21 protein-coding genes are annotated in these 22,226 nt (G+C 61.7%); 12 read left to right on the forward strand and 9 right to left on the reverse strand.

Annotated elements, in window-relative coordinates:
- Positions 1–40 precede the first annotated feature (40 nt).
- The 9 genes from ACW4E8_RS16925 to ACW4E8_RS16965 all read right to left on the reverse strand — a co-directional run bounded on the left by ACW4E8_RS16925 (position 41) and on the right by ACW4E8_RS16965 (position 9,584).
- On the reverse strand, positions 41–883 hold the full coding sequence (locus ACW4E8_RS16925) for a hypothetical protein (RefSeq protein WP_456805551.1): 843 nt from the start codon (positions 881–883) through the stop codon (positions 41–43).
- Entirely contained in the window at positions 880–2,112 is a 1,233-nt protein-coding gene (locus ACW4E8_RS16930) for a methyltransferase domain-containing protein (RefSeq protein ID WP_456805552.1), read from the reverse strand. The genes ACW4E8_RS16925 and ACW4E8_RS16930 overlap by 4 nt, the downstream gene beginning before the upstream one ends.
- Positions 2,113–2,118: 6 nt before the next feature.
- A complete protein-coding gene (locus ACW4E8_RS16935) occupies positions 2,119–2,892 on the reverse strand; it encodes a phytanoyl-CoA dioxygenase family protein (RefSeq protein WP_456805553.1) in 774 nt (257 codons plus the stop codon).
- Between the two features lie 107 nt (positions 2,893–2,999).
- The gene (locus ACW4E8_RS16940; RefSeq protein WP_456805554.1) at positions 3,000–3,632 is read right to left on the reverse strand and encodes a YdcF family protein; all 633 of its coding nucleotides are present in this window, start codon (positions 3,630–3,632) and stop codon (positions 3,000–3,002) included.
- A 300-nt stretch (positions 3,633–3,932) separates the two neighbouring features.
- Positions 3,933–4,337 carry a hypothetical protein gene (locus ACW4E8_RS16945; RefSeq protein WP_456805555.1) on the reverse strand — a complete coding sequence of 135 codons (405 nt, stop codon included), beginning with the start codon at positions 4,335–4,337 and terminating at the stop codon, positions 3,933–3,935.
- Positions 4,338–4,480: 143 nt separating this feature from the next.
- Positions 4,481–5,917, reverse strand: a complete 1,437-nt coding sequence (locus ACW4E8_RS16950; protein ID WP_456805556.1) for an efflux transporter outer membrane subunit — start codon at positions 5,915–5,917, stop codon at positions 4,481–4,483.
- Positions 5,918–5,926: 9 nt separating this feature from the next.
- Complete coding sequence (locus tag ACW4E8_RS16955; protein ID WP_456805557.1) at positions 5,927–7,921, reverse strand: MacB family efflux pump subunit; 1,995 nt, start codon at positions 7,919–7,921, stop codon at positions 5,927–5,929.
- 2 nt (positions 7,922–7,923) lie between these two features.
- Positions 7,924–9,102, reverse strand: a complete 1,179-nt coding sequence (locus ACW4E8_RS16960; RefSeq protein ID WP_456805558.1) for an efflux RND transporter periplasmic adaptor subunit — start codon at positions 9,100–9,102, stop codon at positions 7,924–7,926.
- Positions 9,099–9,584: a hypothetical protein gene (locus tag ACW4E8_RS16965; protein WP_456805559.1), complete on the reverse strand. Its 486-nt coding sequence runs from the start codon at positions 9,582–9,584 to the stop codon at positions 9,099–9,101. The genes ACW4E8_RS16960 and ACW4E8_RS16965 overlap by 4 nt, the downstream gene beginning before the upstream one ends.
- 768 nt (positions 9,585–10,352) lie before the next feature.
- Between ACW4E8_RS16965 and ACW4E8_RS16970 the strand changes: the two genes are divergently transcribed.
- The 12 genes from ACW4E8_RS16970 (at position 10,353) to trbG (ending at position 22,225) form a co-directional block, all read left to right on the forward strand.
- Positions 10,353–11,297, forward strand: a complete 945-nt coding sequence (locus ACW4E8_RS16970) for a LysR family transcriptional regulator (RefSeq protein ID WP_456805560.1) — start codon at positions 10,353–10,355, stop codon at positions 11,295–11,297.
- The gene (locus ACW4E8_RS16975; RefSeq protein WP_456805561.1) at positions 11,294–11,542 is read left to right on the forward strand and encodes an EexN family lipoprotein; all 249 of its coding nucleotides are present in this window, start codon (positions 11,294–11,296) and stop codon (positions 11,540–11,542) included. The genes ACW4E8_RS16970 and ACW4E8_RS16975 overlap by 4 nt, the downstream gene beginning before the upstream one ends.
- 230 nt (positions 11,543–11,772) lie before the next feature.
- Positions 11,773–13,776, forward strand: coding sequence for a conjugal transfer protein TraG (locus ACW4E8_RS16980; protein WP_456805562.1), 2,004 nt, complete (start codon positions 11,773–11,775; stop codon positions 13,774–13,776).
- A complete protein-coding gene (locus ACW4E8_RS16985; protein WP_456805563.1) occupies positions 13,773–14,237 on the forward strand; it encodes a CopG family transcriptional regulator in 465 nt (154 codons plus the stop codon). The genes ACW4E8_RS16980 and ACW4E8_RS16985 overlap by 4 nt, the downstream gene beginning before the upstream one ends.
- A 50-nt stretch (positions 14,238–14,287) precedes the next feature.
- Positions 14,288–15,274: a P-type conjugative transfer ATPase TrbB gene (gene trbB / locus ACW4E8_RS16990; protein ID WP_456805664.1), complete on the forward strand. Its 987-nt coding sequence runs from the start codon at positions 14,288–14,290 to the stop codon at positions 15,272–15,274.
- Positions 15,271–15,648, forward strand: coding sequence for a TrbC/VirB2 family protein (locus ACW4E8_RS16995; RefSeq protein WP_456805564.1), 378 nt, complete (start codon positions 15,271–15,273; stop codon positions 15,646–15,648). Before trbB ends, ACW4E8_RS16995 begins: the two co-directional genes overlap by 4 nt.
- The gene (locus ACW4E8_RS17000; protein WP_456805565.1) at positions 15,645–15,914 is read left to right on the forward strand and encodes a VirB3 family type IV secretion system protein; all 270 of its coding nucleotides are present in this window, start codon (positions 15,645–15,647) and stop codon (positions 15,912–15,914) included. The genes ACW4E8_RS16995 and ACW4E8_RS17000 overlap by 4 nt, the downstream gene beginning before the upstream one ends.
- Positions 15,915–15,930: 16 nt before the next feature.
- Complete coding sequence (gene trbE, locus ACW4E8_RS17005; protein ID WP_456805566.1) at positions 15,931–18,366, forward strand: conjugal transfer protein TrbE; 2,436 nt, start codon at positions 15,931–15,933, stop codon at positions 18,364–18,366.
- A gap of 12 nt (positions 18,367–18,378) precedes the next feature.
- Positions 18,379–19,116: a P-type conjugative transfer protein TrbJ gene (gene trbJ, locus ACW4E8_RS17010; RefSeq protein ID WP_456805567.1), complete on the forward strand. Its 738-nt coding sequence runs from the start codon at positions 18,379–18,381 to the stop codon at positions 19,114–19,116.
- A gap of 20 nt (positions 19,117–19,136) precedes the next feature.
- Positions 19,137–20,519 (forward strand): P-type conjugative transfer protein TrbL, encoded by a 1,383-nt coding sequence (gene trbL / locus ACW4E8_RS17015; protein WP_456805568.1) that lies wholly within the window; start codon positions 19,137–19,139, stop codon positions 20,517–20,519.
- A gap of 12 nt (positions 20,520–20,531) precedes the next feature.
- Positions 20,532–21,236, forward strand: coding sequence for a conjugal transfer protein TrbF (gene trbF, locus ACW4E8_RS17020; RefSeq protein WP_456805569.1), 705 nt, complete (start codon positions 20,532–20,534; stop codon positions 21,234–21,236).
- Complete coding sequence (trbG, locus tag ACW4E8_RS17025; RefSeq protein WP_456805570.1) at positions 21,233–22,225, forward strand: P-type conjugative transfer protein TrbG; 993 nt, start codon at positions 21,233–21,235, stop codon at positions 22,223–22,225. Before trbF ends, trbG begins: the two co-directional genes overlap by 4 nt.
- Position 22,226 lies beyond the last annotated feature (1 nt).

The following is a 22,226-nucleotide window of genomic DNA, read 5'->3' on the forward strand; positions in this document are numbered from 1 at the left end:
GCTTTTACGCAAGAATAGCGGCAATCATGACCCGAGCGTGCTACGCCAGAAAAATGTGAATCCCGCTGGCATCATCCCGTCTCTTGAGGTTAGCGCTCCCGGTAAGGGCTATTGCTTCGAAGTCCCTGAGCACCTGCAACAGCGATGGTAGTCCTTGCTGTACGATCAGGCCCATTGCTTGCTCGCTGGTCATCAATTGGTAGGTGTCCCAAACACGGGATAGACCGTCGCTGCCCAGAACGATATGGGCAGGCGTCGCGATGCCTCGCTGCTCCTCGACAGCATTCATCGCACTGGCAGGGTTCAGGGTAAGGGCGGTGCTGCACTCGCCCTTCTGCTGTTGCAAACGGCGTTGCCGTAGGTCGACCAGCTTATGCCCCTGGAATCCAGAGTACGGCTTCCAGACATCATAGATCGATGGCAATTGCGCAGGCCTAGCGGAGTGATTCACGCTAGGCGGGGTGCCTTGGAAGACTTCCACGAAGCAATCTGCATAGCGATAGATGGATATGTGCGCCTGTTCAGTCGTTCGATCAATCTCCACGACCGTCGCGGCAGCCACAGGCCAGGCCCATATCGGCTGGGCATCGCCTCCGTCGTGGCGATATTCATCTCGGAGGATCTGGAGACCGTGGTGCAACTGGGCCTTGCTGAAGGGAACGTCTTGAAATTGTTTCTCCAGCAGCTGGCTGAGCCGTCGGGCGAACCATCCGGCGTCAGTGATGTCTTCGTAGGTCTTAAACGGCGCAGCTGTCAGGGAGGAGGCACCATCAATCGCCCAAGCTAGCATGGAGCGCTCGCGCAGGAGATATCCCACTACGTCCTCCGTCGGAATGTACTCGTAGATGCCTTGGGATACTTGTGAGACCGTCGCCTGCATCATGGTCTTTCTCCGCGTGGAGAAAGGGCAATCTGCAGCGTGCGCAACCCTCCGGAGATTACGGTGTCATCCATGAATTCTCTGGCGAGCGATTGAGCAATAGTCTCGGCACGTTCGTCGTCAATGAGCCCTCGCTTGATGAGCTGAGGGCGGAACTGCTGGAAAGACAGGTAGACAACTTCCTTGTGTTCTTTCCTCCAGACCGTAGGTTGACTGAACCGCGCTTCCTTGACGTTGACATCCAGCCCGGTAACGATGGACCAAATGTCCTCGACGCAGTCGTAATCGATGCCATTTATCCAGCCGTAGGCCATCATGACTGCATTGGCCTGTTCGAATCCCGCGACTGCCGGCACTGAGAACAGGCTCGCCAGCGATGGTTCCTCCATGACAAGCGTTCCCGACGGGCTGAGCTGGGTGAGGAGCGCCTGGATGGCCTCGGTGCGCTCATTGATATGCAGCAGGGTGAATCGGCAAGTGATGAGATCAAACGCACCCTCCGACCGAAGTGCGTCAGGGAACCGGATTGCATCCCCGACGCGAAATGTGAGGTTGGTCAACCCCAGTTGCTGCGCGGCAGACGTGGCCAAATCGATCTGGTTCGGACAAATATCGAGCCCCATTACCGTTGACCGCGGACTACGGGTGGCCATCCAGCATGCTATCTGGCCGTGGCCGGAGCCGACTTCTAAGATGCGTCCTTCTGTTGGCAGATATCGACGCAAGAAGCCCTTCGTAGCTGGATCGTAGATCGACGACATGATCTGAAGGCGCTGTCGATCTGATTCACCGGTCTGCAAGGGGTACGTCGCTGCAGCTTGTTGCGACATGTCCGCCGCCGCATGTAAACGCCTCATGCGAACGCAGTCCAAGTTCTGGCAGAATTCCCAGTAAAAAGAGGGAAGATTCTCCGGTTTCTCTGTGGCGACGTCTATCCATTCATAGGCCGAATGTTCCTCACTCAAAGTCAGGGCATGTCCGGTGAACTCGCACAGAAAGAACACAAGCAACACACGTCTGCCCGGAATGATCTCGCAGGATCTGCTGCCGAGATAACTCGTCGTGGTGATATCCAGTCCGCACTCTTCGCTGACCTCGCGTACCAGCGCTGCCTCCAACCCTTCGCCGGCTTCAGGTCTGCCCCCGGGCAACTCCAATTCATCCCGCGGATTCTTGACGAACAGAATGCCTCGAGGTCCAAACATAATGGCTTTTACGCTAACAGGTTCCATTGCTGTCTAGCTCCGTATGGGTGGGTGGTTTCTTGCGTAGGCGGGTACAGCTACCAACTGGCGCTGCCGTGGCGTCAGGAGATCGGCGGAGAAAGACTGGCTGCCTAAGGCCGAATGGTTTGGCGTGGCCGGTAGCGCCGTCATCTCCTGATGCGCAGGAGGCTTTCTGAAATAGGAATGGTTGTTCATGTAACGTGCAAACACCGAGCGTCGTTGGCCGGAGCTCACCACCTTGCAAGTCCCGTGGACAAGCGCTTCCGAGAAGACCAAGGCATCCCCTGCCCGCAGGAAGACATGTTGCAACAGGGGATTGTTTGCGACGATCCGGTATCGGTCTGGAATCGGAAAATTGGCGCGATGCGAACCTGGAATACAGCAGAAGTGATTTTCGGTATCGCTCACATCTGAAATGGCATACTGGACCGCGACAAGACCGCTGTGAATACGATGGTTCCGTACCCAGTAATATATCCCTTCATCGAACATATCGGCCTCATGGTGCAGATTGCCACCACTACTGACGAACCGCTCGTCGGCGCAGAACATATGGTCGAGCCGAAATCTTGACCGATAAATGATGTCCAGGAAGCGATAGATGGGATCAGGGTCAATCAGGGCGCGCCATTCTTCACCCCAATCGAAGTTAATGTCGTGCAGAAAGTGAGTAGTGAGATGTTTTGACCAGTACTCCTGCAGGCTCAGAAGGTGGGGTCGAGCGATTGCCGCTGGAATGATGAGATACCCGTTGAGATCAAATTCATAAATTTCTTCCGGGTTCATATTCGTCACTCCAACGTTTACTTCGGGCGTTATACATTCCGGTACACGTACACGCGGGCTGAATCTATGGATTCGGGAAACATGCACTTTGCAGTGGACGCTGGCTTTCACAATCTGAACTGTCGGTCAATGACTTCGACTTCCGAGAGATAGCCACGCTGGAGATATTCCTTGATCTTTCTCCTCTCTCCGAGAATGCGGGACCTCAGGGTGAGTGACTTCCACCATTGAAGACGGTCAACGCCGAAATAGTTGACTGTCGCACAAGAAACACGTTCGATTTCAGGCCATTGCTTTTTGATCGTCATGACATACCGGCGCTTGGCGTATATCTTGCCGATCAGCAGCAGTTCACGAAGGCCGAAATGATTCATCATGTGGCGTGTATTTCGAATATTCTCACCGGTGTTGGATGATTCTTCTTCCAGCACGATGCTCGCCCAACTCAAGCCTGAGGAGACCAACTTATCGGCGATTTCGCTTGCCTCGCTGATCTTGCTGCCTCGTGTCATTCCCCCAGCTATGACAAGGGTTTCGTAGTATCCAGCGCGAAAGAGACCGAGTGCGGCGTCGATCATCTCGAGCTGGGCGTGCCGACTACCAAACATGAGGGCAAACTGAGATCTGCAAATCTCTGTTTCAGGGGATATGTAATCCATTAGCTCGATGCGGCTGCTGAATTCATTTTCGGCGTGCACAGGACTGCGATTTTCGGTAGGCATCATCTTGGAGTACTTCATCCTTGTTCAACATCGGCCACTTCTCGATGGGAGAAACACCGATGCAGGCCGTATCAGAAAAATATGGCCTGCCAATTGCATGGGCAGATCCGAGCGGTCTGGTGAGTCTTACAAATTGACGGAATGGTAGACGTTCGCGCCGTAGACATTTATTTCTGTTCTGTCTGAATGGTTTCAATATCGATCTAGGCTTCTCCTGGGATGAAAGTTCACGGATCGAAACGTCTTGGGTCGTCCTTCAATCGATCGGCATGTGGAAGTGATTCCTTCTGGGTGCGAAGCGTTCGCTCTCCGATGAAGCTATGGATACGGAAACACGCAGCGCTTTCCAGTGGGACGCCCGAACACGTAGACCATGCGCAGTTGGTCGTCGATGACTGCTTGGGCCCGGTAGACGGACGGCGGGATGCAATACTCGTTGGCTCGCCCATACGCTTCGCCGCTGACCAGCGCCTCGACTGCGTCATGGAAGTCTTCGTGCACGTCGCGTTGGGGCGCCGCGAAATCCACGATGCCGCCAGCGGTTCGCGGCTCCCACATGACGCCGTAGCCGACGTCGGCCGCCCATTGCTTGACCGCGTTGAATGTTGAACGACCGTTTGCGCCAGTGACACTGAAGGCAAATGCTATGGTCGGCGCCAACAAAAGACCCGCCAAAGACGCGGCAGTTAGGAAGGCGCGGCGTGGTTGAGTGAATTTCATCATGTGCTGTTCTTGTGCGCGGCGGTTCGAGCCTGGTCGATTGCAGGGTCGTTCCATCCGCATGGAAATTTGTGAGCGCTGTAGTGAGCACGCATCGCTGCCTAGGAGGAGGCAGCGATGCCTAACGACGCAATCGATGCTCGGCTTCAGCCTTGTGGCCCATCTTGGGAGTCGTCGCCACCCACCGATTTGTAGAGCGTCATTCGGTTATTGAGTCGCGCCAGCCGGTTTGTCGCATCGGCGCTCAGTGCATCGCGTAGCTGCCTTTTCTGATCGAGCCACCGCTGCAGATCGGTGAATCCAGATAGATAGCGAGTCCGCGCGAGCGCTTCCGCACGCCGTGCCAGGGCTAGCGACTGTGTGAGCTCCTCAGCTTGGCGTTCGAGCTGCTCACTCTTCGCCAACGCGTTATCGACCTCGGCGAGCGCACCATACAACGTCTCTCTGAACTTGATGACGGCTTCCTCGTACTCTGTTTTCGAGACCTTGATTTCCAGTTGCATCTTGTTCCATTGGAGAAAAGGCAACGCGATTTCGAGTCCGATGGATGCAAGCGGGTTCGATAATAGGCGCGCGAGGCTTATGCTTGACCCGCCCGTGGAACCTGTCAATGTGAAAGTCGGGTAAAAGCTGGTACGCTTCTGGTCGATATTAGCCAGTGAAGCACGCAGCCGGGATTCGGCCTCGCGGACATCCGGCCGCCGACTGAGCATGTCGGCCGGCATGTACGCCGGGACCACTGGTAGTGGCAGAACGGGTAAGGTCTTTGGTTCGGCCATCAGCACATCGGGTGGTCGATTGAATAGGATCGACAACGCATTTCTATCCTCAGTTCGCTGTTGGATAGTCTCCGTGTGCGCAGCACGCAGAGATATCAGCGTTTGTTCGGCCTCCAAGACATCGATGCGCGACACCGCGCCCGCTGCGTGCCGCGCGCGCACCAGCACAAGCGTGCGTTCAGCGTCAGTAATGTTTGCGTTGTTGAACGCGAGTTGGTCGTTTCGGTACCCGATTTGCCAGTACAGCTTCGCGGTGTCGCCGATGATCTTGAGGCGCGTCACCTCGCGCTCCGCTTGCGTTGCTTCTGCTGTCCAGCGCGCCGCATCGCGTTGCGCAGCGAGGCTTCCCCACAGGTCGAGCTCGTAGTTCAGTGAGAGGTGGAGAGAGCCCACAGCGCGCAGATGCTCGGCTTGGCGTCTAGGTCGGATGCTGCCGTTGGCTGCTACATTCGGCGTTAGGTTGGTCGCGGCAATGCCTGCCTGTAGTTGCGCACGATAGACGCGAATCGCAGCCTTGGCGAGGTCGTTGTTGACGATTAGCGCGTCAGCAATTAGCCGGTCGAGTGCAGGATCGTGGAAGGCGTGCCACCAATCGGATGCAGTTGGACTTTCCGCAGCGGCCAATGCGGCGGCTGGAGGGGCCGCAAGCGTTGGCGCATTTGCCACCTCGGACGGAGTCCCCCGTGCGGGAAACTCCACGGTGAGTAGCTGGCGACTACGTGGGTTCGCACAGCTGGCGAGTAGCGCAGCTGTGAACGATAGCGCAAGCAGACGGTAAAGTATGGTAGCGATGGAAGTTATCATGGCGTCGCCTCATTCCCGCGCGAGCGCATCGATCGGATTGAGCCGGGCGGCGTGGCGCGCGGGCATGATGCCGAAAACGACCCCGATGACCGTCGAACACAGGAATGCAACGATGACCGATTCGACGGAGAACACCATGCTCCATTTGGTGACGAACATCGAGAAGATGAAACGTGAACCAAATGACAGGATGATCCCGATGGTGCCGCCGACCAGGCACATCATCACGGCCTCGACAAGGAACTGCAGCATGATGTCGCTCTGCCGCGCGCCGACCGCCATCCGGATACCGATTTCACCTGTACGCTCGGTGACCGAAACGAGCATGATGTTCATGACCCCGATTCCGCCAACGACGAGCGTGATCGCCCCGATCAGCAATAGGAACAGCGCCATAGATTGGCCAGCCTTCTTGGTCGCTTTGGCGACACCGTCCTGGTTGAATGTAAAGAAGTCCTTGCGGCCGTGGCGCTGCGTCATCAGCCTTTCGACACTGTTTTCGACAGCCTCGCTAGATTGGCCGTCGGGAATCCGAACGGTGATGCTGTCAAGGTGATGCTGGCCAAATAGCCGGGCACTCGCGGTGGAGTAGGGTACCCAAACGCTTAGGTTCTTCGTGTCGCCGGATGCGCGCTTCGAGTCCGTTGTCACGCCAATAACAATGAACGGCACACTGTCGACAAGGATGACTTCGCCAAGCGCGTTGGGAGTCGAGCCGAACAGCTTGCGCCGCGTGTTCTGATCGATCACCGCCACCTGCGCCTGGCGGCCCAATTCGTCGCGTCCGAACCCGACACCCTGCGCAAGCTTCATCCCATGCACTCGGAAATATTGTTCACCGACGCCGCTCACGAGTGCGTTAACGCCGATATTCCGGTAGCGTAGCAGCAGGCTGCGCGAGATTTCTGGCGTCGCGCTGTCGACATAGTGCTGCCCGGCGAGTGCGGCCACGTCGGCGGGTACAAGTGTCTGGATCGCTTCCGCTTGGCTGTCGCCCCAGTCGCGTCCCGGATGGATGCTGATCGTGTTCGTACCGATGCTGCCAAACAGCTCGAGCAGATGCCGCTTGGCGCCGTCGCCGATGGCGACCAACGACACCACCGACATGACGCCGATGGTAACGCCGAGCATCGTCAGGATCGTGCGCAGGCGATGCGATGCGAGCGCGAGCCATGCCATGCGCATCGCCTCGACGAAGCGGATAACACTCGCCGACCAGCGCTGCGCGCCGGCTTGATGCGGGGCGGCGTGATCGGTGTGGCCGGTCGGTGCTCTTGCTTGTGCGGTTGCACAGGCAGCCGCCGGGCGCACCGCTGGCGTGTTTGGCCGGTCCGCGACGATCACGCCGTCGCGGATCTCGATGATGCGGCATGCATGCGCTGCGACATGCTTGTCATGCGTGACGATGATGATGGTATGGCCGTTTGCGTTCAGCTCGTGCAGGATCTGGATCACGCTCTCGCCGCTTTTCGAGTCGAGCGCACCCGTTGGCTCATCTGCGAGTATCACTTCGCCACCATTCATCAAGGCGCGCGCGATGCTGACGCGCTGCTGCTGGCCGCCAGACAGCTGACCCGGCCGGTGTTCGGTGCGGTCCGCGAGCCCAAGGCGGGAGAGGATTTGCCGGGCGCGCGCGCGTCTTTCGGCCTCCAAGCTGTCTGCGTAGACGGCCGGCAGTTCAACGTTCGCCACCGAGTTCAGGTGCGACAGGAGATGGTAGCGTTGGAAAATGAAGCCGAAGCGCTCTCTCCGCAGTTGCGCGAGCGCGTCCTCGTCGAGGTCGCGAGTTTCGCGGCCGCCCACCCGATAACTGCCAGCGCTCGGGTGGTCCAAGCAACCCAGGATATTCATCAGCGTCGACTTGCCGGATCCCGACGCACCGATGATCGCGACGAATTCGCCTGCCCCGATTGAGAGATTGACGTTCTTGAGAGCGATCACTTCCTGGTCGCCCGCGGGAAAGCGACGCGTGACGTCGGTAAGCCGGAGCAGTGGACGGGTCATTGTCAGCTGGTCGAGTCGGAGGAAATGTCGGCCGCTTCACCGACCACGACGCGCTCGCCCTCAGCCAGCCCCGCGCGCACCTCTACCATTACGTTGTTGTTTAGGCCGGTGTGGATCTCGCGCGTAAGAACCTTGTCATCCGGGCCAAGTACGCGAACTATGTAGCGTCCCTTCGGTGCCTTTTCGCCCAGCGCGGCGACCGGAATGCTGAGCGCCTGACGCGCGACATCCAGCAGGACGCTGACTTGTGCGGTCATGGAGATGCGCAGGTCACGGCCGGGATTCGGGACTTCGAACAGAGCGTTGTAGAACACCGCGGAATTCGTCTTGGAGGCGCCGCTGTTAGTGGCCCCAGGCGGGCTCTGCGCGTCGTGGAAGTTCGGGGGGGCGGGCTCGATCGCGCGCAACTTGCCGTAGTACCGCCTGTCCGGGTCTCCGAGGATGGTGAAATACACGGTCTGGCCAGGGCGCACCCGAACCACGTCCGCTTCCGAAATCTGTGCGTTCACGGTCATCGTGTCGAGATCGGCAAGCTTCAGAATGACGGGCGCTTGCTGTTGGGCGTTCACGGTTTGTCCTTCTTGCGAGACGATGGCGACGACCTCACCATCTCTCGGCGCAACAATATGCGTGTAGCTAAGCTTGGCTCGCGCTATCTCGACCTGAAAATGGGCCGCTTTGATCTTGGCGTTGAGCGAGGCGAGAGTGCCTCGCTGCTCGTCGAGTCTTGCCTGCGCCGCTTCGTAGTCTTGCCGCGAGGTGGCATCTTCCAGCAGCATCTCTTGCTGACGACGGAATGCGAGTTCGGCCTCCGCGAGCCGTGCGGCCGTTGCGCGTCTCTGTGCGACGAGCTCCTGCTCGTTGGCCAACTTCTCGCGCAAGTCGTTCTGTAAGACCACAGGGTCAATTTCAGCGAGCCATTGCCCCTTCTTGACCTTTTCCCCGAGCTTGACATTCATCGACTTGATTTGCCCGCTTACCTGTGCGCCGACGTCGACTTGGCTACATGCCTGCAACGTCCCCGTCGCGAGCACGACACTCTCCAGGTCCCTGCGCTCTACTTGCGTCGTCACATACTGCGGAGCCTTGCTCGGAGACCAATGCCAAGCTAGCGCGGCCAGCATGGCGCTGGTAACGAAACCAATGGCCGGGTAGCGCCAGCGGTGGCAGAGAATCTTCATCGAAGCGGTGCGTATAGGGACATATTCGAGCAACGAACGCTATGGGAGCAATTGTCCTCAAGACGATTGCCCAGCTTGTGGATATGGGAAGGGGATCTGCAGCGTCGCCCGGTGGGGCGCCCGACGACGTAAACCAGGCGCATGCGGTCGTCGATAATTGCGTCGGCTTGTACCTCCGACGGTGGAATGCAGTAGACGTTGGTACGTCCATACACGGCGCCGCTTACCAGCCCCTTCACAGCAATCCGAAAATCCTTATGCACTTCGCGGGGCGGAGCAACGAAGTCCACCATGCCGGTGACGGTTCGTGGCTGCCAGATGACCGCGTAGCCGACCTCTGCGGCCCATTGGGTCACGGCATTGAAGGTTGACCGACCGTTGGCTCTCGTAACGCCGTAGGCTAGCGCTGTTGGAGGCGACATGAAGCCGCCTGCAATGGATGCGGCGACCAAGATGGCGCAGGGTGATTTTCTCGATTTCATATTCTGCTGTCTGTTCGGTAGAGAGAAACATAAGTCCTTCAAGTTGGGCCCCGTTTCTGCTTTGGGATACTCCACTGATCTTGGCCTGCCTACGAATTGATGGAATGATCCCCCATGTTCGGAAGATATTTATTCCTGTTCCGCCTGAATGATTTCAATTTCGATCTGGATTTTTCATGTCATGAAAATTTACGGATCGAAAGGTGTTGAGTCCTCCAAGAAATCGATCTTCACGATGAGGAGGTGCCGTTTCATTTCAGCTCTCCTTGACCTGAGAAGCCATCAATCTGCATCCAAGTCCGCGCATTCATGCCGTATGTTCGTGGAATCGCGGCCTATCGCCGCTTGACGGGCGCTCGCAACGAGTGCTCGGTGGGGGCAGAATTGCCTTCGCAGGATTCTGTTTGCGTCGGCTGCAATGAAGACAGAGGTTCAAATTTTCGGTTGAGAGTCGAACTGTCCGGTTAAGGAAACTATTTCAACCAGTCGGGACCTCTAAGGCTTGCAGCCCCATATGGCGGATCGGGCGAGGCTAAAGCCGGTGCTTCCTTGAGGCGGGATGTGTCAGATCGAAGCGTTGGGCCGACATCGGCTCGTCCTTCTTGGATTCTGTTGCATTCGACCGCATATCTGGCGGCGGCTTTCGCTCGCTGATGAGGAGATGCTCCATGCATGAAGATCGGTACGATCGGCCACGGGTGACCCGCTTCTATCCGAATGCCTCACCGAGCGGGAGAGCGCATGCGTAACAGGTCAGGGAGAGGCAGGATGGAACTGCGTCATTTGCAGTGCTTCCTGGCCGTCGCCGAAGAGCTCCATTTCACAAGGGCAGCTGAGCGATTGCACATCGAGCAGTCGCCGCTATCTCGTGCGATACGGGAGCTGGAAGAAGACCTGGGGGTGCGGCTCTTCGTGCGCACCACCCGTAGTACGCGCCTGACGCGAGCGGGTCAGCTGTTCCTCAAGCACGTACGGCGCGTCTTCGCCGCTGTCGAGCAGGCGCGCGACAGCGTACAGGCAGTCGCTAATGGATTTGACGACCAGTTGCGCATTGTCTTGTCAGACTCTAGCGCTCGATCACGTCTACCCGCGTTGCTCGCGCTGTGGCGGCAGGCAGACCCGGAAGTCGAGGTTCGACTGTCCGAAGCGCCGTTGTCGCAGCAGATCAGGGGACTACACGATGGTCTATACGACGTGGGATTCTCCCTGACCGACGAAGTGGGAGATGGCCTCATCGCGCATCCTCTTTGGAACGAGCCTCTCGTGGTAGCGGTACCGCCACGCCATCCGTTGCTTGCCTATAGATATATCCCGCAGGAGGAACTACTGCGCTATCCGTTGGTGCTCTTCGATGCACAAGCGTGCGAGGGGCATGCGCGTCTGATCGATCGTTTGCTGCGCCGGATGGATCATGAGCCGCTGGTCGCGGACCGGGTTTCATCGGTCGACTTGATGATGACATTGGTATCCGCCGGCCTTGCACTGGGCCTGACCGGTGCGTCACAAATTCTTGCGAGCAGAGAGTCTGGTGTGGTCGCGCGGCCGCTGGCGGGGCAGGTGCCCATGGTCACAACCTATCTGCTGCACCTGGATGCGGAGCCATCAGAGACCTTGGCTCGCTTTATCCAGCGGGCCAGCGCTGTCGAGTCTCCTGCATGTGACGAACCCTTCCATGATTCCCGTTATGACGTCGAGGAGGACGTCGCGCCATGAAGAAGACCACGTCGACATTGTTCGCTCTCATTTTGGTGGCCTGCGGTCGTGTTGAATCACCGGACACGGTCGAATCCTTGGCCGCCAATCCCGAGCGACTCAGCGAACTGCGCCAGCAATGCAAGACGGATCGCGCAAAGCTCGGCGCTGAACTCTGTAATCGTGCCGCCGAGGCGATGAATCGCCGTTTTTTTGGCGACGGCAAGACGCCCTATACGCCGCCGAAAGAGTCGCCCAGGTTCTGACCGTTGGCACGTTGCCTCGATTCTTCGCTGTTTATCTATGTACGCCGCGACACGCCACCGCTTGCGGCATTGCGTTGGCGTTCGCCCAGACGCGAACTTTTGCACTTTTCTCAGCCTTTGTTCCAATAACGGTCTTTGACGGGACCTTGATTGACCGCGAATCTGATGCCTGAGGCACGACGTTGTGCTGATTTCAGGAGGTGTCCGTGCAGGAGCGGGCGGAGGCTAAGATGCAAGGTCAAGGCGTACTGGTCGGCCAGATTGCCGTGGTACTCGGCATTGTGAGCGCCGGCGTGTGGACCGCCACACAATGGACGGCCGCCGCTTTGGGCTATCAAGTACGCCTTGGTTCGCCCTGGTTTGATCTCTTTGGGACGCCGGTCTATCACCCCTGGAACCTGTTCGAGTGGTGGTTCGTCTACGATGCCTACGCCCCGCGCGTTTTCGACACCGGCGGTGCGATCGCAAGCGGCAGCGGCTTGCTGGCGGCGCTGGTCGCTATCGGCATGTCGGTGTGGCGCTCACGGCAATCGCAAAGGGTAACGACTCACGGTTCAGCGCGCTGGGCGACCGCCGTCGAAATCCGTAAGGCCGGACTAACCCGACCCGCGGGCGTCTTTCTTGGCCTGCATGACGACCAGTATCTGCGCCACGAGGGGCCAGAACACGTGTTGGCCTTCGCCCCAACGCGCTCCGGCAAAGGTGTCGGCCTGGTGGTGCCGACACTCTTGAGCTGGCCCGCGTCAGCCGTGATCCATGACATCAAGGGCGAGAACTGGAGCCTCACTGCCGGCTGGCGCTCTCGCTTCTCGCACTGTCTTCTGTTCAACCCGACGGATCCGCGGTCGGCTGCTTACAACCCGCTGCTCGAAGTCCGGCGTGGCACGCATGAGGTGCGTGACGTGCAGAACATCGCGGACATCCTGGTCGATCCCGAGGGCGCGCTGGAGCGGCGCAACCACTGGGAGAAGACCAGTCACGCATTGCTGGTTGGCGCCATCCTGCATGTGCTCTACGCCGGTGAAGACAAGACACTGCGCGGTGTCGCTGGCTTTCTCTCGGACCCCGGCTCCCCTTTCGAGCTGACACTGCATCGGATGATGACAACGCCGCATCTGGGCGATGTACCGCATCCGGTCGTCGCTTCGGCCGCACGCGAGGTGCTGAACAAGAGCGATAACGAACGCTCGGGCGTCCTGTCCACCGCGATGAGCTTTCTGGGCTTGTATCGCGACCCCACGGTGGCTGAAGTCACCTCGCGTTGCGACTGGCGAATCGCCGACTTGATTGCCGCGCAGCATCCGGTATCGCTGTACCTGGTGGTGCCACCCTCGGACATCAGCCGTACCAAGCCGCTGGTGCGGCTGATCCTTAACCAAATCGGCCGGCGGCTCACCGAGTCACTCGACGGCAGCGATGGCATTACACGCCGTCACCGGCTGCTGCTGATGCTTGACGAGTTCCCGGCGCTGGGTAGGCTCGACTTCTTCGAGACGGCGCTCGCCTTCATGGCCGGCTACGATATTCGCAGTTTCCTGATCGCGCAATCGCTTAACCAGGTCGACAGAGCCTACGGTCAGAATCATTCGATCCTCGATAACTGCCACGTCCGGGTGACGTTCGCCACCAACGACGAGCGCACGGCCAAACGTATCTCCGAGACGTTGGGCACGGCCACAGAACTGCGCGCGCAGCGCAACTACGCCGGCCACCGGCTCGCACCGTGGCTGGGCCACCTGATGGTGTCGCGGCAGGAGATGGCCCGGCCGCTGCTAACGCCCGGGGAGGTGATGCAGCTTCCGTCCGACGAAGCTGTGGTGATGGTGGGAGGCTGCCCACCGATCAGGGCGAAGAAGCTGCGCTACTACGCGGATGCCAATTTCAAGGGGCGCGTGCTGCCGCCACCGACGCCTGTGGAAGGACGCTACGCCGATGCGCCACCAGCCCGGCCCGACGACTGGAGCCATTTGGCGATCCCCGCAGTATCCGTTGCCCCTGCCGCTATGGAGGCAGCAATCAGCGGAGCCGCCACCACCGACGACCGTGGTCCGCGGCATCAGCCGGAGCACTCGGAGGTGCTGGTGTACAGCCCGGAGCGACCGGCACCGGCGAACGACCTGGCGCTGCTCGATGACGATGATGTGCCACTACCCCCTCCCGGCCAGTTCGATCCGGCGATGCGACGCACGGCACCGCTGGCTAGCCTGGATCCCGACGACGGAGTCGACCTATGAGCCAATACCGCCTGAACGTGTTCATTTCACCTGAACATGCCAAGCGCCTCGACGAACTGTCTGTCAAGAAGGGCGTGTCGAAGTCATCCATCGTCGCGGCGGCGTTGGCGTCCTGGCTGTCGCCGGATGCCGGTGACCAGCGCGAGGCTGCTATCGCCAAACGGCTGGATCGATTGTCTCGTCAATTCGAGAAACTGGAACGGGACCAGAACATCCTGATCGAAGCGCTGGCGCTCTATGTCCGCTACTACCTGACTGTGAGCACCCCGGTGCCCGAAGCGCATCAGCAAGCGGCCCGTGCTCAGGGCAAGGCGCGCTTTGAGCAATTCGTCGAACAGCTTGGCCGTCAACTACTGCGCGGGAGCAGCTTGGTGCGCGACGTGGTGGAAGAGTTGCAACCGGACACGGCGCGACTGGACGAGGCGGCTGCGCTGGCTGAGGCCCAGGAGCGAGTCTCGTGAGCGCGCCAACGCAGTCCTTCGCCAGTGCCTCGCTCGACCGGCGCATCCGCATGCTGCGCACGGCGATGGGGCCTCTGATTGCCGCCGCGCTGGAAGACCCCGACGTGGTCGAGATCATGCTCAACCCTGACCGCACGCTGTGGGTCGATCGGCTGTCCAGCGGGCGTGCTCCCTTGGGCGCGACACTCTCCGAGGCGGACGGTGAACGCATCATCCGCCTGGTGGCCGCGCATGTCGGTGCGGAAGTCCATCGCGGCCAGCCGCTTCTGAGCGCCGAATTGCCGGAGACCGGCGAACGCTTCGAGGGCATCCTGCCGCCGGCGGCGCCAGCGCCGGCGTTCGCCTTGCGCAAGCGCGCCATTGGCGTCATTCCACTGGAACGTTATGTCGCCGACGGGATGATGCGTCGCGAGCAGGCCGATTTCTTGCGAGGCGCGGTACTTGAGCGGCAGAACATCCTGATCGCTGGCGGCACCAGCACCGGCAAGACCACCCTCGCAAATGCCTTGCTCGCTGAAATCGCCGCCACTGGCGATCGCGTGCTGGTGCTCGAAGACACGGTGGAGCTGCAATGCTCGGCGCGCGACCACGTGCCGCTGCGCACGCGCGCCGGGGTGGTTTCCATGACCGAGTTGGTGCGGTCCTCGATGCGGCTACGCCCGGACCGCGTGATTGTCGGCGAGGTGCGCGGCGGTGAGGCGCTGGATCTGGTCAAGGTATGGGGCACCGGGCACCCGGGTGGCATCGCCACCATCCATGCCGGGTCCGCGCAGGGTGCACTGTTGCGCCTGGAGCAACTGATTCTCGAAGTCGCCCTGAACCCGCCGCGCGCGCTGATCGCCGAGGCGGTCAATGTCGTCGTCTACATTGCCGGCCGTGGTCAGCGGCGCCGCATCGAGAACATCGCCCGCGTCGTCGGCTTCGACGGCGCCGGTTATCACCTGGTGGAGGCGTTGAAAGCGCCGCCCCCAGAACTGCCGCTGCCTCTATCCGCCGCTGCTCTCCCATCGGCCGATCACCCCGGAGCACTGCCATGACGCACACCCGTGCTTTCCGCATTTCCGTCAATCCGGTTTCATGCTTCGCACACTTGCGGAGCTTGGCCGGGGCGGCCCATCGCGCCCTGCTGCTGGCCGCCGTCATGCTGATGACGGCCGGCACGGCGAATGCGGCGGGCTCGTCAATGCCCTGGGAAGGGCCGCTGCAAGCCATCCTCGACTCCATCCAGGGACCGGTCGCGCGCATCATCGCGGTCATCATCATCATTGCCACCGGTCTGGCGCTGGCGTTTGGCGACACGTCGGGCGGCTTCCGCAAGCTGTTGCAAATCGTTTTTGGGCTGTCCATTGCCTTCGCGGCGTCCTCGTTCTTCCTGTCGTTCTTCAGGTTCTCTGGTGGAGCCGTCGTATGAGCATGGGCGACGACCTGCCGGGCTTCGAGGTGCCCCTGCATCGCTCACTGAGCGAGCCGATCCTGCTGGGTGGCGCGCCCAGGACCGTGGCGATCGCCAATGGAACGCTGGCCGCCGCCGTGGGCCTGGGCCTGCAGTTGTGGATTCCCGGCATCGTGCTTTGGATCGTCGGCCACGCGCTCGCGGTTTGGGGCGCGCGCATGGATGCGCAGTTCATTCAGGTGTTTGCGCGGCACATTAAGCACAAGCCGCTGCTGGACGTGTAACGGGGAGGGCGCCGCGATGCTGAACCTTGCCGAATACCGCCAACGCCCGGCCCTGCTGGCCGACTGGCTGCCATGGGCCGGTCTGGTCGAGCCCGGCGTGGTGCTGAACAAGGATGGCTCGTTCCAGCGAACGGCGCGCTTTCGCGGGCCAGACCTGGACAGCGCGACGCAGGCCGAATTGATCGCCACGACGGCGCGGCTCAACAACGCGCTGCGCCGGCTGGGTTCGGGCTGGGTGCTGTGCATCGAGGCCGAGCGCCGCCCGGCGGCGGACTATCCGCACTCGGATTTCCCCGAACCACTCTCCTGGCTGGTCGATGAGGAACGCCGGGCCGCGTTCGAGGAGTCGGGCAGCCATTTCGAGAGCGGATATCACCTCACGCTGCAATACTTGCCGCCGGAGGAATCCCGCGCGCGTGCGGCCAAGTTGCTCTACGAGAACAGGCCATCCACCGGCGTGGACTGGCGCGAGCGGCTGGGCGCGTTCGTCGCCGAGACCGACCGCATCTTCGACCTGGTCGACGGGGTGATGCCGGAAATCGCCTGGCTCGACGATGGCGAAACGCTGACCTACCTGCACGCTACCGTCTCGCCCCGGCGTTACCGCATTGGCGTCCCCGAGGTACCTTTCCATCTCGATGCGCTGCTGGCCGACGCACCGCTCGTCGGTGGCCTGACGCCCATGCTGGGCGATCAGCATCTGCGTGTGGCGTCAGTACGCGGATTTCCGACCTCGACTTGGCCAGGGATTTTGGACGATCTCAACCGGTTGGGCTTCGCGTACCGCTGGAGCACGCGCTTCCTGTGCCTGGACAAGGCCGAGGCCGAGAAGGAGCTGCGCCGCCTGCGCCGGCAGTGGTTCGCCAAGCGCAAGAATGTCCTGGCGCTGCTTCGTGAAACCATCTTCCAGCAAGAAAGCCCGCTGGTCGATACCGACGCCAGCAATAAGTCCGCCGACGCGGATGCTGCCCTGCAGGAGCTGGGCAGCGATCAAGTCGCCTTCGGCTACGTCACCGCGACGGTAACGGTGCTCGATGCTGACGCCGGCGTGGCTGACGAGAAGCTGCGCAGGGTGGAGCGCGCTATCCAAGGCCGCGGCTTTGTCACCATTCCGGAGACGCTGAACGCCGTGGAGGCGTGGTTGTCATCGGTGCCGGGCAATGCCTACGCGAACGTGCGCCAGCCGATCGTCTCGACTCTGAACCTGGCTCACCTGATGCCGTTGTCGGCGGTCTGGGCCGGGCCGGAGAAGAATATCCACCTCGATGGTCCGCCGCTCATCGTCACGCGCACGGATGGCGCGACGCCGTTCCGGCTGGTGACGCACCTCGGCGATGTGGGGCATACGCTCGTCGTTGGCCCCACCGGCATGGGCAAGTCGGTCCTGCTCGCCACGTTGGCGATGCAGTTCCGCCGCTATTCCGGTTCGCGCATCTTCGCGTTCGACATGGGGCGATCCATGCGGGCGACGGTACTGGGGCTGAGCGGCGAGCACTATGACTTGAGCGTCGACGGCGCGATCGCGTTCCAGCCGCTCGCGCGCATCGACCGAGAGGGCTATCGCACCTGGGCAGCCGAATGGATCGAAGGCCGGCTGCTGCAGGAAGGTATCGCCGTGGGCCCCGACGAGAAGGCGGCCATCTGGTCGGCACTCAACAGTCTCGCCGGCGCACCGGTCGAACAACGCACGCTCACGGGCCTGTCGGTCCTGCTGCAATCCAACGCGCTGCGCCAGGCACTGGCACCCTATGTGCTCGGTGGTGCTCACGGTAAGCTGCTCGATGCCGATCAGGACCGGCTGGGCAGCGCCGACATCCAGTGCTTCGAGATGGAGGAATTGATGCCCAGCCGCGCTGCGGTGCTGGCCGTGCTGGGCTATCTGTTCGCGCGCCTGGAGGGGCGTTTCGACGGTGCGCCGACGCTGCTGATTCTTGATGAGTCGTGGCTGTTCCTCGACGACCCGGTGTTCGCCGCGCGCATCCGCCAGTGGCTCAAGACGCTGCGCAAGAAGAACGTCAGCGTCATCTTCGCCACGCAGTCGCTGGCCGACATCAAGGATTCGACCATCGCGCCCGCGATCATCGAGAGTTGCGCGAGCCGGATCTTCCTGCCGAACCCGCAGGCCACCGAGCCGCAGATTCGCACAATCTACGAGGGCTTCGGTCTCAACAGCCGACAGATCGAGATCGTCGCCACCGCGCAGCCCAAGCGCGACTACTACTACCAGTCCCGTGCCGGCAATCGCCTGTTCGACCTTGACCTGGGACCGGTCGCGCTCGCGTTCGCGGGGGCCTCAACCCCCGAGGACCAGCGTGCCATCGATGGCGTGCTGCGCGACGCCGGGGTACCGGGCTTTGCCGGCGCCTGGCTGCGTTATCGCGGCCTCGACTGGGCGGCCAACCTGCTGCCGGCAGCGCCGTCCGCCGCCTCCTTCCTGGCTGCTCACACATAGGAGAACCCAACCATGAGAACCCGTGTGCTTCTTGCGATGCTCGCCACCGTGCTGGCCGGCTCGCTCATGCTCGCCCGGCCGGCGTTGGCCATCACCGTGTTCGACCCGTCGAACTACGTGCAAAACACGCTGACTGCTGTGCGCACCCTGGAACTGATCAACAACCAGATCAAGCAGCTCCAGAACGAGGCGCAAATGCTTGCCAACCAGAGGCGCAATCTGGCGAGCCTGCCGTTCAACGTGGTGAACCGGCTGCGCTCGACGCTTACCGACACACAGCGATTGATCGCCCAAGCTCAGGGGCTGGCCTACGACATCCAGAGCCTGGATCAGCAGTTTGCACGCCTGTACCCCGAGCAGTACGCCGCGACGGTGAGCGGTAACCAGATGTACCAGGACGGACGCCAGCGTTGGCAGAACACGCTCAATGGCTTGCAGACGGCCATGCGGGTGCAAGCCCAGGTATCGCAAAACCTCTCGCACGACGAAGGCGTTCTGGCCGACCTGGTTGCCCAAAGCCAATCGGCGACCGGCGCGTTGCAGGCGATCCAGGCGACGAACCAGCTTCTGGCTATGCAGGCGAAGCAGTCCATGCAGTCGCAGCAGCTCGATCTCACGCAAGGCCGTGCGCTGGCGCTGGAGTTGGCGCGGCAGGCCGCCTCTGTCGAACGCGGCCGCGAGGTGACGCGGCGCTTCCTCGGTACCGGCACAGCGTACACGCCGCAGCCCGTGAACTTCTACAACCACTGACAGGTGCACTCGGAGCGGCCATGAACGACGTCGCCATCATCGACCGCTTCCTCAACACGTTCTCCACGTACATCGACTCGGGCTTTGGCCTGTTGCGGGGTGAAGTTGCGTTCCTGACCGCCACGCTGGTGGCAATCGACATGACGATCGCCGGCCTGTACTGGGCACTGGGCCACGCCACCGGCCAGGGCGAGGACGTGATGGCCAAGCTCATCCGCAAGGTGCTCTACGTTGGCACCTTCGCCTACATCATTGGCAACTTCAACTGGCTGGCAAGCATTGTGTTCCGCTCGTTCGCGGGGCTAGGCCTGACTGCGACCGGCTCGCTCAGCATGGAGACCTTCCTGCGGCCGGGACGGCTCGCCAAGACCGGCATTGACGCCGGAGCGCCCATTCTCGAGCAGATCAGCAAGCTGGCCGGCTTCCCGGAAGTGTTCGTCAACATCACACCCATCGTTGTGATGTTCCTGGCGTGGCTGGTGGTCATTGTCAGCTTCTTCGTGCTCGCGGTACAGCTATTCATCACGCTGATCGAGTTCAAGCTGACCACGCTTGCCGGTTTCGTGCTGGTGCCGTTCGCACTGTGGAACAAGACCGCGTTCCTCGCCGAAAAGGTGCTCGGCAACGTAGTGTCTTCGGGCGTCAAGGTGCTGGTGCTGGCCGTCATCATCGGTATCGGGACAGGCCTGTTCGCGGAGTTCCGGGTCGCACCCGACGGGCCTTCCATCGACCACGCGCTGGTCATCGTCCTCGCCTCGCTTGCCTTGCTGGCGCTGGGCATCTTTGGGCCGGGCATCGCTACCGGCCTGGTGTCCGGGGCGCCGCAATTGGGCGCGGGTGCGATGGCCGGCACGGCGCTAGGCGCGGCCGGAACCGCCGTCGCAGTCGGTGCCGCGGCCACCGGGGTGGGCAGCGCGGTCGCGGCCGGGGCGCGCATGGCCCCGGGCGCCGCAAAGATGGCCGCCAGCGGCGCCCGAGCTGCCGCCTCGACGGCCAGCAGCGCACGGTCGGCGTTCCAGGCTGGCTCCGTCGCCGCTGGCGGTGGCGCGAAGGGCGCCTTGTCCGGCCTGGGCAACGTCGCCAGGAGCGGGGCGCAGGAGATTGGCCAGAAGGCGGCTGCCGGGGCCCGAGCGCTCAGGGAGCGTGCGGCTGCCGCCTTGGGTTCAGAGTCCGCAAGGCCGGTGTCTGCTGGTAGCCCTGCGGCCGCTCCTGCCGCACAAGTCTCGGCTACTGCAGGCGAAGCCACGGCCAGCGCCGCCAACCAGGCGCAACCCGCCTGGGCCAAACGCCTGCATCGCCGACAACAGCTCGCCCACGCCGCCACGACCGCCGCCCACACGCTGCGCGCAGGCGACGGTGGTGGTTCGGGCAGCGGCCCAAGCTTGGGCGATTCCGATTCATAAGGAGAACGAGCCATGCGATTCAAACGACCGCAGGTGCGCTACGCCCACACGCCACAGCCTGCCACCCCGTATCAGGCTGCGGCCCAGATCTGGGACGAGCGCATCGGCTCGGCCCGCGTGCAGGCAAAGAACTGGCGGCTGATGGCCTTTGGCTGCCTGGTGCTCGCCTTGATGATGGCTGGCGCCCTGGTCTGGCGCTCGGCGCAGTCCATCGTGACGCCCTACGTGGTGGAGGTGGACAAGACCGGCCAGGTGCGCGCGGTCGGCGAATCTGCCACGCCTTACCAGCCGAAGGATGCGCAGATCGCCTACCACCTGGCGCACTTCGTTGCGCTGGTGCGCTCGCTGTCCATCGATCCCGTGGTCGTGCGGCAGAACTGGCTCGATGCCTACGACTACACCACCGACCGCGGCGCGACGGTGCTCAACGAGTACGCCCGCACCAACGATCCGTTCGCCCGCGTCGGCAAGGAGTCGGTGACGGTACAGATCACCAGCGTCGTGCGTGCCAGCGACACGTCTTTCCATGTGCGCTGGACGGAGCAGCGTTTCGTCAATGGCGCACCAACTGGCACCGAACGCTGGAATGCCGTGATTTCTACCGTCCTGCAAACGCCGCGTACCGAACAGCGACTGCGCAAGAACCCGCTCGGCATCTATGTCAACGGGCTGTCGTGGAGTCGCGAGCTGGATGCGTCCGAAGGAGCCAAGCCATGAATCTGTCTTTCCGTGTTTACGCTTTCGTGCTGCCGCTCGTAGCCCTGTCGGGCTGCGCCACACACGGCAAGCCGCCGCCGACAATCTCGCTCGACGAACCGGTGCGGGCCCAGCCGCTGCCCGAGCCGCCCAAGCCGGTGGAAGTGGTGGCGATACCAAAGGTGCTGCCGATGCCGGGACAGATGAAGCCGTTGCCGGCGGTAGACGAAGCAGTGCCCGCGCCGGAGCCGGCCGACGAAGCCGTGCGCGTGTCACGCGCCAACGCCGAGGCGCGCGTCGCCCCGACGCGCGAGGGTTACGTCAATGCGATCCAGGTCTGGCCGTTCATCGATGGCGCGCTGTACCAGGTCTATGCGGCACCAGGACGCGTTACCGTTATTTCGCTCCAGGCCGGCGAGGAGCTGGTGACGGTCGCCGCCGGCGATACCGTACGCTGGATTGTTGGCGATACGTCTAGCGGTGTCGGCGATACGCTGCGCGTCAACGTACTCGTTAAACCCATTCGCTCCGGGTTAAAGACCAATCTAGTCATCACCACCAGCCGGCGCACCTATCTGATCGAACTGACTTCGACCGAGAAGGCATGGATGGCGTCGGTGTCCTGGGACTACCCCAAGGACCGGATGCTGGCCTTGCAGCGCCAGGCCCAGGCCGCCCAGGCGAGCGCGCCGATCGATACCGGCCTCTCGCTGGAGAAGATCCGCTTCCGCTACGCGATCAGCGGCAGCAATCCGCCGTGGCAGCCGCTACGCGCCTTCGATGATGGCGAAAAGGTCTATATCCAGTTCCCGCCGAGCATCGCCCAAGGTGAGCTGCCGCCGTTGTTCGTGATCGGCGCGCAGGGCGACGGGCAACTGGTCAACTACCGTTTCCGTCCACCGTACTACATCGTGGATCGGCTGTTTGGCGCGGCCGAACTGCGCCTGGGTGGTGACAAGGGCGACGTGGTGCGCATCGAGCGTACTGACGGTGTCGTGCGGAGGAACTGAC

It is taken from the genome of Cupriavidus sp. CP313 (genome assembly GCF_054072015.1).

Coding starts and splice junctions, on each gene's coding strand:
- ACW4E8_RS16960 (WP_456805558.1), bottom strand. CDS start 9,102: ATGAAGATTCTCTGCCACCGCTGGCGCTACCCGGCCATTGGTTTCGTT.
- ACW4E8_RS16995 (WP_456805564.1), top strand. CDS start 15,271: ATGACGCACACCCGTGCTTTCCGCATTTCCGTCAATCCGGTTTCATGC.
- ACW4E8_RS16955 (WP_456805557.1), bottom strand. CDS start 7,921: ATGACCCGTCCACTGCTCCGGCTTACCGACGTCACGCGTCGCTTTCCC.
- trbF (WP_456805569.1), top strand. CDS start 20,532: ATGCGATTCAAACGACCGCAGGTGCGCTACGCCCACACGCCACAGCCT.
- trbG (WP_456805570.1), top strand. CDS start 21,233: ATGAATCTGTCTTTCCGTGTTTACGCTTTCGTGCTGCCGCTCGTAGCC.
- trbE (WP_456805566.1), top strand. CDS start 15,931: ATGCTGAACCTTGCCGAATACCGCCAACGCCCGGCCCTGCTGGCCGAC.
- trbL (WP_456805568.1), top strand. CDS start 19,137: ATGAACGACGTCGCCATCATCGACCGCTTCCTCAACACGTTCTCCACG.
- ACW4E8_RS16925 (WP_456805551.1), bottom strand. CDS start 883: ATGATGCAGGCGACGGTCTCACAAGTATCCCAAGGCATCTACGAGTAC.
- ACW4E8_RS16945 (WP_456805555.1), bottom strand. CDS start 4,337: ATGATGAAATTCACTCAACCACGCCGCGCCTTCCTAACTGCCGCGTCT.
- trbB (WP_456805664.1), top strand. CDS start 14,288: ATGCTGCGCACGGCGATGGGGCCTCTGATTGCCGCCGCGCTGGAAGAC.
- ACW4E8_RS16950 (WP_456805556.1), bottom strand. CDS start 5,917: ATGATAACTTCCATCGCTACCATACTTTACCGTCTGCTTGCGCTATCG.
- trbJ (WP_456805567.1), top strand. CDS start 18,379: ATGAGAACCCGTGTGCTTCTTGCGATGCTCGCCACCGTGCTGGCCGGC.
- ACW4E8_RS17000 (WP_456805565.1), top strand. CDS start 15,645: ATGAGCATGGGCGACGACCTGCCGGGCTTCGAGGTGCCCCTGCATCGC.
- ACW4E8_RS16935 (WP_456805553.1), bottom strand. CDS start 2,892: ATGAACCCGGAAGAAATTTATGAATTTGATCTCAACGGGTATCTCATC.
- ACW4E8_RS16985 (WP_456805563.1), top strand. CDS start 13,773: ATGAGCCAATACCGCCTGAACGTGTTCATTTCACCTGAACATGCCAAG.
- ACW4E8_RS16965 (WP_456805559.1), bottom strand. CDS start 9,584: ATGAAATCGAGAAAATCACCCTGCGCCATCTTGGTCGCCGCATCCATT.
- ACW4E8_RS16930 (WP_456805552.1), bottom strand. CDS start 2,112: ATGGAACCTGTTAGCGTAAAAGCCATTATGTTTGGACCTCGAGGCATT.
- ACW4E8_RS16975 (WP_456805561.1), top strand. CDS start 11,294: ATGAAGAAGACCACGTCGACATTGTTCGCTCTCATTTTGGTGGCCTGC.
- ACW4E8_RS16970 (WP_456805560.1), top strand. CDS start 10,353: ATGGAACTGCGTCATTTGCAGTGCTTCCTGGCCGTCGCCGAAGAGCTC.
- ACW4E8_RS16980 (WP_456805562.1), top strand. CDS start 11,773: ATGCAAGGTCAAGGCGTACTGGTCGGCCAGATTGCCGTGGTACTCGGC.
- ACW4E8_RS16940 (WP_456805554.1), bottom strand. CDS start 3,632: ATGAAGTACTCCAAGATGATGCCTACCGAAAATCGCAGTCCTGTGCAC.